The sequence below is a fragment of the Pseudomonas sp. 22189 genome (genome assembly GCF_052045635.1).
Classification (GTDB): Bacteria; Pseudomonadota; Gammaproteobacteria; order Pseudomonadales; family Pseudomonadaceae; genus Aquipseudomonas; species Aquipseudomonas parakoreensis.
This window is the reverse complement of the sequence record NZ_JBQEPG010000002.1, coordinates 218,531-232,294: the sequence shown is the minus strand read 5'-3', so window position 1 is coordinate 232,294 and position 13,764 is coordinate 218,531. Positions and strand designations below refer to the sequence as shown.

Below are 13,764 nucleotides of genomic sequence, written 5' to 3'. Positions count from 1 at the left end.
GTCGTAGCGGCGCAACGCCTTTTCGGCGTCCCATTCCAGAATCTCCGCCTCACTTACCGGGTAAATGAGCGGGACGATATCGAGGATTACTTCGATGTCGCGTTCCGAAAGTAGGCCGCCGGCTGGTTTAAAAAATCGTCGATGCGCACCTGCAATTGGGTCCAGTCAGGGACGCTCATGTTGGCCAGATCGGGGATCATCAGACCGGTGCAGTGGGCAGTGATGAACTCGGCGCGTTCCTTGGCCGTTTTCAGTTTCTTCATCACTTTGGTGGCGCGCAGTGCGGGCATTTCCAGCGACAGCGAGGTCACGGTGCGGCCAGTCACGGCGAGCGGTTGCAGCAGTTGCACTTCGTCAGGGTCGGCGGACTTTTCTGCATCCTCGACCTGCTCCAGAAAGTACGACGCCGGACGGGTCGACATCTCGTGCACGTACTGGGCGATGCTCACGTAGTCCGGGCGTTTGAGCTGGTCGAGTTCCTTGACCGACAGGCCGGTGGCGAGCAGCGCCAGTTCGAAAAACTGATCGTCTTCATCATCGCCAGCGCGCTCCAGCGCTTCTTTTTGCGCGGCGTAGAACAGTGGCTTGAGCTGGATCTGCTCGATCTGCGCGCCGTCGTCGCCGGTGATCGGCGACAGCAGGTCATGCTGGGGTGGCATCCACGACATGTATGAATTCCTTGGTGATTCTTGAGGGGGTGTTGCAGCACTTGGGAGAAGAAACCTTTGTGGCGAGGGGATTCATCCCCGATGGGCTGCGCAGCAGCCCCGCTTATGGATGGGTGCGGTATCGGCTAAATCGCCAACTCAATGTTGGGGCCGCTTCGCGCCCCATCGGGGATGAATCCCCTCACCACAAAAGCTCCTTCCCACAAGTTTTGGTGCAGGGCTTGCTTACGGGGTTACGGCATCAGCACCGCACGACGCGCATCACCGAGGATGTCAACGCCGTTGAGCACGAACTTCTGGGTGCGCACGTCGATGTCGATCACCGGAATGCCGTTTTCCAGGCGGTTGTAGGTGCGGCAGGAGAAGTCCAGCGTCGTCAGGGCTTTGCCGCCCATTTTGATCGCGTCCTCACCCATGGTTTTGAGCTTGCCGCCGATGGTGTGATAGGTGAACCAGGTGTTGCCGTCCTGATCCTGACCGGCTTCACGCACGTTCAGCAGGATGTCGTCGCCCAGCTTCACCCCCATCGCCAGCAACACTTCAGCACCGGTGCCTTGCAGCTTGATCTGAGCATTCAGCGGCTTGGCGCTCTTGGCCATTTCCTCAACGATGAAGCGCCCGCCCGTCATGTTTTCCATGTCGAAGTCGATCTTCGGCGGAGTGAACTCCTCAACGGTCGCCGACAACGGCAGGCCTTGCAGAGTGGCCGCGATGGCCTGTCTTACGCGGTTGGTAAACATTAGAGAACGTCCTCCAGGAACTGCTCGATGATTTCATCGCGGGCGTTGAGTTGATAAACCATGTGTTCGTTCGGCGCGTAGCGGCCGTAGTCGATGACCACGTACCAGGTACCGTTCTTGTACTTCTCGACGCTGTTGAGTTCCGGGTGCAGGTACACGCTGCCGCCAGGAATGGTTTCGTCGGCGACCAGGGTCTGCAGCCAGTCGTTGATGCGCTTGACCTCCTGATCCATGAACGACTTGGTCAGGTTCTTGGCCATGGCTTTCTGGCCGGCCTTGACCAGCTTGCGGCTGATCGCATCTTCAAGACCGACGTAGCTGATGAACTTGCCGGTGATCGAGCGGTTACCCAGCAGCGAGAAGCCGCCGAGCACCGTGCGGGCGTAGTAGCTGATGCCGTAACGGTTGAGCAGATCGCCTTCGGTGGAAGTGTCGAGAATGTTGTACTCAACGACGCGGGACACGTCTTCGGCGTAGGTCACCTGGTTACCCGGGCTTTCCCACTGCTTGACCTTGGCCAGCGCGGCAATCGCCAGGCTGGACGGCGCGAGGAACACATTTTTCTTCGCCGCTTTCGAGTACACCGCCGGCATGTTGTGCACCACCAGGCAGCGGTCGAAACCGAGATCGGCGCCGCCCAGTTCCTGGCTGTAAGTCACTTGATCAGCGACCGACGCGTCCTTGCCATCCAGCACCACACGGGCCTTGATGCGCTTGCCGAACGAGGCGAACTCGCTGGCTACTGCTTTGGTGCCGGTGAAGCCTGGCGCGCCGATGATGGTCAGGTCTTCCGGGACACTGCCCAGTGCCGCCAGACCGAGCTTGCGGCCGGTGGTTGGATCGACACCGCCGATCACTGCGTTGACGGTGTCGGCCGGGGTCGCGCCCGCTTCGACGATCACCACGTAGACAGGCACCTTGACCACTTTGAGGATCTGGTAGACGGCGTGATACAGAGTGCCCTCTTCCGCACCGGTCGGATCGAGCAGCGCGTGGGTGGTGAAGCTGTTGATGCGGAACGGTGCGTTACGCGGAATCAGCGGATCGGCCTTCGGCGCGGTGCCGACCAGACCGATGACGTTGTCACCCAGGCCACCCATGGCCTCAGGGGATTCAGTGGCATTGACGGTAATGCCGTTGTGCTCGAAGTTCAGAACCTCAGCCATGTTCAGTCAGCCTTCTTGGCAGCGGCCTTTTTGGCCTGGGTGGAGGGTGTTTTCAGTTCCAGTCGACCGGCGCTGTGCAGCGCACTGGCCTCGACGTCGAGCAGATCAAGGTCTTGACCGACGCTCGACCAGTGCCCACCGCCGGTGGGGAATGGAACGAGCACGGTGTAGGTTTGGCGGGTTGCCATTTTTCGTTTCTCCATAAACGGGAAAGCCCCTCGTGGGGAGGGGCTTTGGCGGGTGTTGATTTGTTTTAAACGGACAAGAAAACGCCCCGGGGTGCGGGGCGTTTTACTGAAGGTTTGCGACTGGCGTTTCAGGCAAGGAATCTGGCCAGCCCTCGGTCAGCATTTCGCTGCTGAGCGTTCCCGCTCGAGCAGACTCGGACAGCGCTTTTTCCCGATCAAAGCAAGCCTGAACATAAGACCTGACAGCCTGTGCAATTTGCAGTATCTGTTGGGCTGTCAAATCGACAAACCCGGCAACGGACTTGTAGCTGCAACGATATTCAGGATCGAGCATCGCGGAAACCGCCATTCCAGCAATCAGCGATTGACTGTCACGGGATGAATCGATAATCAAACCGGCGACCACGATACCCGAACCTTCTCGGCGAAATCGCTCCTGCGCAATCAGGTCCAATTGGCGCTTCAAGACCAGCTCGCCGTTCGCGAAACCAAATGAGTTTTCCAGTTCCTGAAGGGTGGGTTCATGGTCGAAGAGTACTTCACCGTCGGCCAATGGCCAGTCCGAGGCGACACATCGAAAGGTCGTCCCCACATTTGAGTAGGCTCTCAACATAGATGACTCCTTAAAAAGTGTATTGGGAGATGTGGACATCGTTTGCACGAGAGACCGACGCATAGAGGCGGTAATAGATCGTCTGTGGAGTCGCCATGACCAGATCCGAGAACGGACTTAGAACACCCAGTCCGACGATTCCACCAATGCCGCATGCTTTCATACCTACTTCGGTAACATCCGGAGAAAGCCCCAGAGAGCCACCGCCCGGAAAATCAGCGCTACCAATGTAATGAATGTAGCCACCGACGGTTTTTGCATTCTTCGGAACAACAGAGGCCAGCGAGATCGGTGTCGGCGACATCGACATGCCGTTTTCCAGCACGATCGTCTGAGCAATGGAAATTGAACGCTGATGTTGAATGCCGGGGTTCATCAATCGATTGGCACCGGTTTGCCACACGCTGACCAGCGCACTGGCGCTATAACCGGCGGGCATATTCGTGCCCGCATAGATTTCAGGAACAGTGCTCACTGTCGCATTGACGCCCAGTAGCTTCGCAACCTTCAACTCAGGGTTGTAGATGACGTAAATCCCGACACTGCCGCTTGCTGGAGCGATACCGGTGTCCATGCCACCTGCACCGACGGTTGTCAGATCGAGCGATAGATTGAGATTCGACAACTTGTACTGCGCGCCCCCCGGTTGCTCGATAATCAGTTGATCAGCAGTAACCGTTGCAACGGAAGCAGCGACAGGCAGCGATATTCTCAGATTACGCATGGCGCCTACTTCCGCACCATTTAGGCGAGCCAGTCTGACTTCAGTAGCTAGAGAAGCAATGTCGATGCTTCCCTGATTGACCGGCGCGTTCCAGGCTTTGATGCACCACATGACGGCGAGGTTGCGCGGGCGCACGGTTTTCCAGTACGAGCCTGTATTGAGGATAGTGACACCGGTGGACGTGTAGTAAATATCGCCTTTGAAATCAGGTGCCGGATCGGCATCAATCGCGTCGGAGTTTCCAATGCCTTGAACGGCTGGCGCCTCGACGTTGTCACCCTGGATCTTCGTACCGGCCTGGTAACTGCCTACGTTTCGCCCGGCGTCGACTCCACGCCCATGATCCCAGCCGCGCAAAAATTCACCACGTGATTCCGGCAAGCGGAAATTACCTACTCCCTCATTGCCTTTGTTGTAAGTGGTACCGAGAAAAGCCGCCAGATCCGGATAAGTCGCAATGCTCTGCACGCTACCATCCAGCTCCAGATAACCTGGCGCGACGATCCCGGTCGGGAATGCCAGAACCGCCCCCACCGGAACAGCGGATTTGAGCCGTTCGACTTCCTTGGCCAGCGCGGCTACATCGATGGTTCCCTGATTGACCGGGGCGTTCCAGGCTTTGATGCACCACATGACAGAGATGTTGCGCGGGCGAGTTTCATTTCCCCCTGCATTGACAGTAGTTGTGGGCGACGTCAGGTTGTTTGAATCAGGCCCTGAAGTTGCCAGATACCCACCCGTAGCGGGAGGTGTTACGACACCGTTAACAACTCCAGCGCCCGTACCCCCAAAAGGGTCAATGTTTGCAGCTACGCTGTCAAAGTACCGGTGACTGTGACTTTTATAATCATCAGCCTGAAAGCTACCGACTTGACGTCCCAGGTCGACTCCCCGTCCATGATCCCAACCACGCAAAAACTCCCCACGCGCTTCCGGCAAACGGAAATTCCCGACACCCTCATCACCCTTATTGAACTTGCCGCCCAGATAAGCGCTCAAGTCCGGATACGTCGCACTGCTCTTGACGCTGTTATCCAGCTCCAGAAAGCCCGGCGGCGGTGCATCAACCGGAAACGCCACAATCGAACCCACCGGCAATGCCGATGCCTTGGCAATCAGCGCTTCAACTTCAGCCTTGGTGTAAGAATCCTTGATCCCGAACCCGGCCAGCGTTTCAGGATTGGCACCCGCTGTCGCACGACCATATTCATCAACCGTCAGACTCTTGTAAGTCCCGGCAGCAATGCCGGTACGCCCGGCGAGCATTTTGAACGTCAGCGCGGTAGTGCCCAGAGTAATCGGCGCATTGGTGGTCAGGTGCCACAGCGAATCTCCGTTCGCCGTGCCCTCCTCCACCATCACCGTCAGCCCCGGCGTCACCTTGGCGCTGCTATTGGCATCGCTCGCCCGCCCCCAGTCTCCGTTGGCAACAATCCACAGGCCGTTGTCCTTGGCCAGCGTCTGGTTCGCAACAAGCACGCGGTCGCCAGCAATCACTGCGACACCGTCAATTTGCTGCGCACCGTTCAACACGATATTGGTGCTTGCGGCGACACGCACCGACTGCTTGCCATCGAGTTTTCCGAGTTCTTCGGCGAGGTAACTCATTACCCAAGCGCGGGTGGCTTTGACCACGGTGTCGTCGATCAGCAAGGTCACCAGCGACGCATTGCTGGTCTCGAAAATCGAGCGAATGTAGAACTCTTTGCCCGAGCCCGAAGTGGCCAGTACCGGTTTGAACGACTCCGGGTATTTGACGATGGCGTAGAGAATTCCAGTGTCAGTCCACAAGCCGGCTTCTCGCACATACCAGCCGCCAACGTCCGGCGGAATAGTGACTTCGGCGAGCAGCCAGCTCGGGTTTTTCTCGTCCTGAAACAGAGCATTGAGCGGCCCGCGCCAGACTTCGCGTGCAAGTGCCGTGGCGGTGGCGGCAGGGTTGTAGACCTTGCCATTGCCATCACCGACGGAAATCTGCGTCAGCTTGATCGGTGTGCCCGCAGCCTTGCACGCCGTTTCGTAGGCAATCCCTGCGTTGGTGAGCAGGGTGTAATAGTCAGCCATTCAGGCCCCCTGAGGATAAATAGTGGATGTTTCGACGGTGTACATCGCGGCAGCCATAAACGCCTCGCCAGAGGTTTCGAGCCCCTCGATGAACACCGGATAAACCGTCGTCAGCTCTCCGCAGAAAGTCGCAGCGGCGATGCAATGACTGCCGAACGCGCTCAAGCCAACCGTCACCGAAAGAATGTCCCGTTCGCTCTTGGCATCGGCCAGACGCCGGTCGAGACGGGCATCGATTTCTGCGCTGTAAGGCTGGTCGCTAAAGGCGCGCACGCTGAAGCTGTATGGCACGCCGGGCGGCGTCTGTTCGTACCAGGCGCGGACCTCGGGGCGCAGTTGCAAACCCTTGGCCGCGTTCTCCAGCGCCTTGCGGGTGCCCGCCTGGCGCGCAGTGGGCCAGGCCAGTTCGACGGTCAGGCGCTTCTCAGTTTCCGGTGCGCTGGTGCTCCATTCGGCGACACCGCGATCCGCTGCCAGATACGGCAGGAATGCGACCGGTGTTTCGCTCGGGTTCATCAGTTCGGGGAACGGCGGCGCGATGCGATCAAGCAGTGCGCCGAAGCCCAGATCCAGTCCACGTTCGAGTGGAGAGCTGTTGGCCGGCAGCAACGTCGGGCTATGCGTTGGCTCACTCATAGCGTCAGCACCTCGACCTCGACCGCCGTGCAGTACGGCGCCTCGGAGGCGCTGGTGATGATCGGCTCCAGCGGTTCAAGAATCTGCAGTTGCACGGCGCCAGCGCTGTGCAGTGTGTAGTCGATCCAGCTCGGGTCGACCCGCCCTTCGAGGCGATGGCAACTGTCGGCGTAGGCCTGCAATTGCTGTTGCGCGGCGACTTTGGTCAGGCCCGAATCGGGGCCGGAATTGATCTTCGCCACGACACGGATTTTGTAGCGCTGAATGTCGGCAGCCTTGACCGTGACGAGGTCGGTTTCCGGCCGCACATCAGGGCGGGCGAAGTGCTGACGCACGCCATCCAGCAACGCTGCAGACGGAGTGCCATCGCCGTCGCGGGACAACACCGTGACCTGTACTTCACCCGGCGCCGTGCGGCGACCGTTGCCGTCCTTGACCTGCGCCGCGAGGCCGTCCGGGTTGAAGGTGTAGGTGACATTCACCACACCTCCATCCGTCGATTCGACCTTCACCGTTGGCCGTTCACCGAGGGTGAACACCTCGCGGCGATACTGCATCCTTGAACCCGCTGCCGGGGCATGCGGCGCCAGGTAATAACGCAACCGGGCGTCGTCGTCGCTTTCGTAAATCGGCGGTACCGGCGGGAACGCTGCCGGGTCGCCCGGATCGAGCAACTGTCGCTCCAGGCCCATGTCTGCCAGCCGTGCATCGAGGTTGCTGCCAGTGGCCCACCACGCCAGCATCTGCTTGATGCGGGCGTTATATTTGCGCTCGTGGGTTTGCAGTCGTACGCAGAAAGCCTCAAGCGCCAGGGTCAGCAATTCGCTTTCGTTATCGAGGCTGGTCTTGAGTTTCGCTGCGCTGTCCGGCGCTCGGGCGCCGACGTACTCGACGACGAAGGTCTTGAACTCGGCGAGCAAGTCTTCGAAGGCGTCGACAGTGATCAGCGCCGGTTCGGCCAATTGATTCTGGCCGGGGATCAACATGCTCATGTCACGACCTCGAATGTCTGTTGACGGTTTTTCCAGGTGCCGGCGAAACGCAGCAGCAGACCCGCGCCCTGGCGGCTGGCGACGATCACGCTCGGCTGAAAATCGCTGATCCCGTTCTGCGCGTTGTAGAACGCCTGAGCCGCGTGGCTCTGCGCCAGAAGCAAAACGTCGTCACCGAGGTTCTGCCCCAGCAGCGTGGGGATCAGCGAGCCATAAAGGGGCCTTTTTTGCCGGGTGCCCAGCGGCGTGGTCAGGGCTCGTGTCGCGCGCTGCACAAACTGCAGCCAGTCGTCGACCGTGGCCCCGGAGTCTCTATCGATTCCGATCATGGGAAGCTCTTGATTCAGGGGCTGATGACGCGGCCCTGGTGATCCACCAACGGGCCGCTGAAGTGCACGCCCGAGGCGTCGATGCTCAGGCCGACGCCGCCCAGTTGCAGGCTGATCAGCTGCGGCGTCATCGTCAGTTGCGCCGGGCCGATGCTCAGTGCAAGCGACTCGCGAGAACCGGTGAAAGCCGCCGGGCCGTTCTGCCAGTGCAGAACGTGTGTGGCGTCGTCGTAGCCGCTTTCAGTGCCGTCGACATGCACCCGGCGCGTCAGCGTCGGTACCGTCGCTGTCGGCGGAAAGCGCTCACTGTTCAAACCGAACAACGCCACGCTCTGCGCGCCGCTTTCACCGCTGCCGTAGTTGAGCAACAGACACTGCTCGCCCACGCTCGGAATCCGCGATTCGCTCTGCGCTCCGGCGCTCGGGTTGAAGAACTTGATCGCCGGTGTGAGCAGTCCACCGTGGCTGACCTGGCAAGTGTTGCTCGCCGCATCGACTGCCTGACACACGCCGATGCGACAGAAACTCTCGGCACGGCGGTGCAGGTCGTCGATCTCCGCTTCCATCTCCGCCAGCCGCTCGATGATCGGCCCCAGTTGCATGCGCAGTAATGCGTCGAACATCGGTCAGGCCTCCAGCGCGGTGTATTGGTCGGGGTCGTCGATGTTGCTGACTTCCCAGGTACGGGCGAATTTAGGCGTACCGAGCGGGTCGTCGAGCAGCGTCGGGCCTAGGTAGAGGGTCTGCGTGAAAGTCAGGGTCCACGCCTTGTATGGCTGGTCGGCGCGTGTGAGCACTGACGGCAAACCATCAATGTTCATCGGCAGATCACATTGATCGCCGGGCAGGTTCCAACGGTTGTCGGTGATCAGGTTTTTCAGTACGGCGATCAGATCGCACGCGGCAAAGGCACTCACAGAAAGTGCCGGAATGACTTGCAGCGATACGGTCATGACGTGGGCGATACGTCCGTCGGCGCCACGCACTCCGGGCGCATTACGGTCGAAGTCGATCAATGCCCAGGCCTGAGCGCCGGGAGCGGTGAAGTCGTCGTGATTGCCGACCTGCAGATTCAGGCCGGCGCTGTTGCGCAGGGTTGTCGCCATCGCCGTGAACAGCTGCGAAGGCTGCTGGATCGTTGCGGCCATGCATGACCTCCTTTTCAATTGTCCACGCGCAGCCCCGCCGCATCAGTTGCAGCGAGGCAGGAAAGTGTTGAGTTACTGGGGATCGCGCGGCGGGGGAACTTCGCAGACGCCAATACGCTTGGCGGCCCAGCGTTCGTAAAGACCGATGGCCACGTCGGCCCCGGCCATGGCGGTCAGGCAACCGAAGGCACCGGCGGCCCAGATGGATAATCCGGCGGCATACAACAGCATGATCGCCGACACGCCGCAGATCATGCAGGCGCCTGAGCGCAGGGCCAGGCGTCGCAGCAATGACCAGCCGCGGGCGCCCTCCTTGTCGGCGCGCCACATTTCGCCGGACACCCCGCCCACCACGGCGAGGAGGATGACCAGCCAGATCGGCATGTCCGCCAACGCTTGTTGCTCGTTTGTCATGTCACGCCTCCTGGTTCCAGTTGATGAGTGTTGTGTGTTGGGTTCAAGCGATGTCTCTTCAGGTAGGCATTCCAAAAAGCCCGGCGCGGGGCCGGGCTTTTCAGTAATGCGCTCCTTCGCCTTCCTTCAAATCCTGTATCCAAGAAGGAAGCTGACTTTTCGGCGCTACTGGCGCGGTACGAGTCCATTCAAATTGTTTTTCCGACCGCGGTCCCTGCCCGCCGGATAACTGCTCTTGGTGCTTTACGCTGCACACCCGGGTCAGTTGCCAACCCTCTGAACCGTTGAGGCCGGTTCATCGCTGCCTGTTCTTGTGGAACTAAAGAGCTGTTGTTGCCAGCCGCTTTGTCGAGCGGCTTGGTGGCAAGAATATGCATGGATGCATATACAGTCAATGCATAAATGCATTTATTTATGCGCAAGAAATGCACAGCCGCATGAATCCCGCATAAATCAAGGGTTCGAGGGATTCGTCCAGGCGAAAAAAAACCCGTCATGAGACGGGTTTTCAAGAAAGGGGAGGGCCTATCGGGCGTACATGCCCCACCAGAAGACATGACCGAGGATGACGATCTGCTCGTCCTGCATGTCCTGGAAGCTGTAGTCCTCGTCCGGATGCTCATCGCGGTTGAAGCTGCGCAGACGGATGCCGGTCGGCAGGCGATAGAGTTGCTTCACGCGCAACTGACCGTTGTGATTGATCGCGTACAGATCGCCATCGATGATGTCGCCGATCCCGCACTTGCCGGCGTTCACTCCGACCGTGGCGCCATCCCGCAACACCGGCATCATGCTGTTACCGCGCACTGTCACGCATTTGGCCTGGTCGAACTGCACACCGTTATGACGCAGGCTGCGCTTGCCGAAGCGCAGGCTAGAGCGTTCGCTCTCTTCGATGACGAATCTTCCTGATCCAGCAGCCAATTCAACCTCACGAAGAAAGGGCACCGACACCTCGTCGTCATCGACAGGGGTATCGTCGTCCCACAGGCTTATGTCCTTGAGTTCCGCATGCACGTCATCGCGCGCGCCACCGGTCGCGGTCGCGACATCGGCGCGGCCACGCAATTGATCGGTGCTCACATTGAAGTATTCGGCGATCTTCGAGATGTGTTTATCCGAAGGATCGACGATCTTCCCGCTGAGAATCCGCGAGAGCGTTGATTGAGGCACGCCGGTGCGACGGTGGAGCTCCGTGGGGGAGATCCCGTGCTGGTCGAGCAGTGCTCTTAAGACGGAGGATACGTTGCGTTTTTGCATAACGCGCATAGTGCTTGAAGTTTTTTCCGAAGACAAATGCTGATTTGCATAAATCGTGCATAAATCACAAATAAACGCAGAAAGTGTCAGCCGGCCGTCATGCCTGCGTCGAGCCGACCGCCCATGGTAACCTTGCGCCCATCGCGGAAAAGCCCGGCGGTTGCCCTCGCTTTTGCCCTACATCATTTAACGAGTTACCTGACAATCCGATGAATAAAGCCGTCTCCGACCTGTCCTCCCACACCCCGATGATGCAGCAGTACTGGCGCCTGAAGAACCAGCACCCGGATCAGCTGATGTTCTATCGCATGGGCGACTTCTACGAGATCTTCTATGAAGACGCGAAGAAGGCTGCCAAGTTGCTCGACATCACCCTGACCGCGCGCGGTCAGTCGGCGGGCCAGGCGATTCCGATGTGCGGAATTCCTTATCACGCGGCGGAAGGATACCTGGCGAAACTGGTCAAGCTCGGCGAGTCGGTGGTGATCTGCGAGCAGGTCGGCGACCCGGCCACCAGCAAGGGCCCGGTGGAACGTCAGGTGGTGCGGATCATCACCCCGGGTACTGTCAGCGACGAGGCGTTGCTGGATGAACGGCGCGACAACCTGATCGCCGCCGTTCTGGGCGACGAGCGCCTGTTCGGTCTGGCGGTGCTGGACATCACCAGCGGCAACTTCACGGTGCTGGAGATCAAGGGCTGGGAGAACCTGCTGGCGGAACTGGAGCGGGTCAACCCGGTGGAACTGCTGATTCCGGACGACTGGCCAAAAGACCTGCCGGCGGAAAAACGCCGTGGTGTGCGTCGTCGCGCGCCGTGGGATTTCGAGCGTGATTCGGCGCTGAAAAGTCTCTGCCAGCAGTTTTCCACGCAAGACCTGAAAGGCTTCGGTTGCGAAACCCTGACCCTGGCTATCGGCGCTGCCGGTTGCCTGCTGGCCTATGCCAAGGAAACCCAGCGCACCGCCCTACCCCATCTGCGCAGCCTGCGTCATGAGCGTCTGGACGACACCGTGGTGCTCGACGGCGCGAGCCGCCGCAACCTCGAACTCGATACCAACCTGGCCGGCGGGCGCGACAACACGTTGCAATCGGTGGTCGATCGTTGCCAGACCGCGATGGGCAGCCGCCTGCTGACCCGTTGGCTGAACCGTCCACTGCGTGATTTGACCGTGCTGCTGGCGCGACAGACCTCGATCACTTGCCTGCTCGACGGCTACCGCTTCGAAAAACTCCAGCCGCAGCTCAAGGAAATCGGCGACATCGAGCGGATTCTGGCGCGAATCGGCCTGCGCAACGCGCGTCCCCGCGACCTCGCTCGCCTGCGCGATGCTCTCGGTGCCCTGCCGCAACTGCAGGTGGCGATGACCGACCTGGAAGCGCCGCACCTGCAACGCTTGGCAGTCACCACCAGTACCTACCCGGAGCTGGCGGCGCTGCTGGAAAAAGCCATCATCGACAACCCGCCTGCGGTGATCCGCGACGGCGGCGTGTTGAAAACCGGTTACGACAGTGAACTCGACGAGCTTCAATCGTTGAGCGAGAACGCCGGCCAATTCCTGATCGACCTCGAAGCCCGGGAAAAGGCCCGCACCGGCCTGGCCAACCTGAAAGTCGGCTACAACCGCATTCACGGCTACTTCATCGAACTGCCGAGCAAGCAAGCCGAATCGGCTCCAGCCGATTACATCCGGCGCCAGACGCTCAAGGGCGCCGAGCGTTTCATCACGCCCGAACTGAAAGAATTCGAGGACAAGGCGCTGTCGGCCAAGAGCCGTGCCCTCGCCCGTGAGAAAATGCTCTACGAGGCGCTGCTGGAAGATCTGATCAGCCAACTGCCACCGCTGCAGGACACGGCCGGCGCGCTGGCCGAACTGGACGTGCTGAGCAACCTTGCCGAACGTGCGCTGAACCTTGATCTGAACTGCCCGCGCTTCGTCAGCGAGCCGTGCATGCGCATCACCCAAGGGCGCCACCCGGTGGTTGAGCAGGTGCTGACCACGCCGTTCGTGGCCAACGATCTGAGCCTGGATGACAACACCCGGATGCTGGTGATCACCGGCCCGAACATGGGTGGTAAATCCACCTACATGCGCCAAACCGCATTGATCGTACTGCTGGCGCATATCGGCAGCTTTGTCCCGGCGGCCAGTTGCGAGCTGTCGCTGGTGGACCGGATCTTCACCCGGATCGGCTCCAGCGACGACCTGGCCGGCGGCCGTTCGACCTTCATGGTCGAGATGAGCGAAACCGCCAACATCCTGCACAACGCCACCGAACGCAGTCTGGTGCTGATGGACGAAGTCGGTCGCGGCACCAGCACCTTTGACGGTCTGTCGCTGGCATGGGCCGCTGCCGAGCGCCTGGCACATCTGCGTGCCTATACTCTATTTGCCACACACTATTTCGAACTGACCGTGTTGCCGGAAGCCGAGCCGCTGGTGGCCAACGTGCACCTCAACGCGACCGAGCACAACGAGCGCATCGTATTCCTGCACCACGTGTTGCCAGGGCCTGCCAGCCAAAGCTACGGCCTGGCGGTGGCGCAATTGGCCGGCGTGCCGAGTGAAGTGATCGTGCGTGCCCGCGAACACCTGAGCCGACTGGAAGACACCGCATTGCCGCATGAGGCGCCAAAGCCTGCCGTCAAAGGCAAGCCTGTCGTCCCGCAGCAAAGCGACATGTTTGCCAGCCTGCCACATCCGGTACTGGACGAATTGGCGAAAGTGGATCTCGATGACCTGACCCCGCGTCGAGCACTCGAATTGTTATATGCACTTAAGAACCGGATCTAAGCAGCAAAGAACCGGATATAACGCAAACGG

Annotated in this window: 14 protein-coding genes; 1 reads left to right on the top strand and 13 read right to left on the bottom strand. The window is 59.9% G+C overall.

The window, feature by feature from the left end:
* Positions 1 to 86 precede the first annotated feature (86 nt).
* The 13 genes from ACTJKS_RS02765 to ACTJKS_RS02705 form a co-directional block, all read right to left on the bottom strand.
* Positions 87 to 668 (bottom strand): phage tail assembly protein, encoded by a 582-nt coding sequence (locus ACTJKS_RS02765; RefSeq protein WP_047291941.1) that lies wholly within the window; start codon positions 666 to 668, stop codon positions 87 to 89.
* A gap of 233 nt (positions 669 to 901) precedes the next feature.
* Positions 902 to 1,408 (bottom strand): phage major tail tube protein, encoded by a 507-nt coding sequence (locus ACTJKS_RS02760; RefSeq protein WP_007908799.1) that lies wholly within the window; start codon positions 1,406 to 1,408, stop codon positions 902 to 904.
* A complete protein-coding gene (locus tag ACTJKS_RS02755; protein WP_108181838.1) occupies positions 1,408 to 2,574 on the bottom strand; it encodes a phage tail protein in 1,167 nt (388 codons plus the stop codon). Before ACTJKS_RS02755 ends, ACTJKS_RS02760 begins: the two co-directional genes overlap by 1 nt.
* A gap of 2 nt (positions 2,575 to 2,576) precedes the next feature.
* Positions 2,577 to 2,762, bottom strand: coding sequence for a hypothetical protein (locus ACTJKS_RS02750; RefSeq protein WP_007964321.1), 186 nt, complete (start codon positions 2,760 to 2,762; stop codon positions 2,577 to 2,579).
* A 103-nt stretch (positions 2,763 to 2,865) separates the two neighbouring features.
* Positions 2,866 to 3,375 (bottom strand): DUF4376 domain-containing protein, encoded by a 510-nt coding sequence (locus tag ACTJKS_RS02745; protein WP_108181837.1) that lies wholly within the window; start codon positions 3,373 to 3,375, stop codon positions 2,866 to 2,868.
* 10 nt (positions 3,376 to 3,385) lie between these two features.
* Positions 3,386 to 6,163, bottom strand: a complete 2,778-nt coding sequence (locus ACTJKS_RS02740) for a phage tail protein (protein ID WP_108181836.1) — start codon at positions 6,161 to 6,163, stop codon at positions 3,386 to 3,388.
* The gene (locus tag ACTJKS_RS02735; protein ID WP_108181835.1) at positions 6,164 to 6,799 is read right to left on the bottom strand and encodes a phage tail protein I; all 636 of its coding nucleotides are present in this window, start codon (positions 6,797 to 6,799) and stop codon (positions 6,164 to 6,166) included. It abuts the gene before it with no gap.
* Positions 6,796 to 7,791 carry a baseplate J/gp47 family protein gene (locus ACTJKS_RS02730; RefSeq protein ID WP_108181834.1) on the bottom strand — a complete coding sequence of 332 codons (996 nt, stop codon included), beginning with the start codon at positions 7,789 to 7,791 and terminating at the stop codon, positions 6,796 to 6,798. The genes ACTJKS_RS02735 and ACTJKS_RS02730 overlap by 4 nt, the downstream gene beginning before the upstream one ends.
* Positions 7,788 to 8,120 carry a phage baseplate protein gene (locus ACTJKS_RS02725; protein ID WP_003222189.1) on the bottom strand — a complete coding sequence of 111 codons (333 nt, stop codon included), beginning with the start codon at positions 8,118 to 8,120 and terminating at the stop codon, positions 7,788 to 7,790. Before ACTJKS_RS02725 ends, ACTJKS_RS02730 begins: the two co-directional genes overlap by 4 nt.
* A 14-nt stretch (positions 8,121 to 8,134) precedes the next feature.
* On the bottom strand, positions 8,135 to 8,743 hold the full coding sequence (locus ACTJKS_RS02720) for a phage baseplate assembly protein V (protein ID WP_108181833.1): 609 nt from the start codon (positions 8,741 to 8,743) through the stop codon (positions 8,135 to 8,137).
* A gap of 3 nt (positions 8,744 to 8,746) precedes the next feature.
* On the bottom strand, positions 8,747 to 9,268 hold the full coding sequence (locus ACTJKS_RS02715) for a hypothetical protein (RefSeq protein ID WP_108181832.1): 522 nt from the start codon (positions 9,266 to 9,268) through the stop codon (positions 8,747 to 8,749).
* A 72-nt stretch (positions 9,269 to 9,340) separates the two neighbouring features.
* Positions 9,341 to 9,682 (bottom strand): phage holin family protein, encoded by a 342-nt coding sequence (locus ACTJKS_RS02710; RefSeq protein ID WP_003222183.1) that lies wholly within the window; start codon positions 9,680 to 9,682, stop codon positions 9,341 to 9,343.
* Between the two features lie 525 nt (positions 9,683 to 10,207).
* Entirely contained in the window at positions 10,208 to 10,942 is a 735-nt protein-coding gene (locus ACTJKS_RS02705; RefSeq protein ID WP_108181831.1) for a LexA family transcriptional regulator, read from the bottom strand.
* 209 nt (positions 10,943 to 11,151) lie between these two features.
* Between ACTJKS_RS02705 and mutS the strand changes: the two genes are divergently transcribed.
* Entirely contained in the window at positions 11,152 to 13,734 is a 2,583-nt protein-coding gene (gene mutS, locus ACTJKS_RS02700; RefSeq protein ID WP_108181830.1) for a DNA mismatch repair protein MutS, read from the top strand.
* Positions 13,735 to 13,764 lie beyond the last annotated feature (30 nt).

Bases quoted from the DNA above. Each gene is read 5' to 3' on its own strand.
- ACTJKS_RS02710 (WP_003222183.1), bottom strand. From the start codon at position 9,682: ATGACAAACGAGCAACAAGCGTTGGCGGACATGCCGATCTGGCTGGTC.
- ACTJKS_RS02705 (WP_108181831.1), bottom strand. From the start codon at position 10,942: ATGCAAAAACGCAACGTATCCTCCGTCTTAAGAGCACTGCTCGACCAG.
- mutS (WP_108181830.1), top strand. From the start codon at position 11,152: ATGAATAAAGCCGTCTCCGACCTGTCCTCCCACACCCCGATGATGCAG.
- ACTJKS_RS02715 (WP_108181832.1), bottom strand. From the start codon at position 9,268: ATGGCCGCAACGATCCAGCAGCCTTCGCAGCTGTTCACGGCGATGGCG.
- ACTJKS_RS02725 (WP_003222189.1), bottom strand. From the start codon at position 8,120: ATGATCGGAATCGATAGAGACTCCGGGGCCACGGTCGACGACTGGCTG.
- ACTJKS_RS02720 (WP_108181833.1), bottom strand. From the start codon at position 8,743: ATGTTCGACGCATTACTGCGCATGCAACTGGGGCCGATCATCGAGCGG.
- ACTJKS_RS02760 (WP_007908799.1), bottom strand. From the start codon at position 1,408: ATGTTTACCAACCGCGTAAGACAGGCCATCGCGGCCACTCTGCAAGGC.
- ACTJKS_RS02750 (WP_007964321.1), bottom strand. From the start codon at position 2,762: ATGGCAACCCGCCAAACCTACACCGTGCTCGTTCCATTCCCCACCGGC.
- ACTJKS_RS02735 (WP_108181835.1), bottom strand. From the start codon at position 6,799: ATGAGTGAGCCAACGCATAGCCCGACGTTGCTGCCGGCCAACAGCTCT.
- ACTJKS_RS02730 (WP_108181834.1), bottom strand. From the start codon at position 7,791: ATGAGCATGTTGATCCCCGGCCAGAATCAATTGGCCGAACCGGCGCTG.
- ACTJKS_RS02740 (WP_108181836.1), bottom strand. From the start codon at position 6,163: ATGGCTGACTATTACACCCTGCTCACCAACGCAGGGATTGCCTACGAA.
- ACTJKS_RS02765 (WP_047291941.1), bottom strand. From the start codon at position 668: ATGTCGTGGATGCCACCCCAGCATGACCTGCTGTCGCCGATCACCGGC.
- ACTJKS_RS02745 (WP_108181837.1), bottom strand. From the start codon at position 3,375: ATGTTGAGAGCCTACTCAAATGTGGGGACGACCTTTCGATGTGTCGCC.
- ACTJKS_RS02755 (WP_108181838.1), bottom strand. From the start codon at position 2,574: ATGGCTGAGGTTCTGAACTTCGAGCACAACGGCATTACCGTCAATGCC.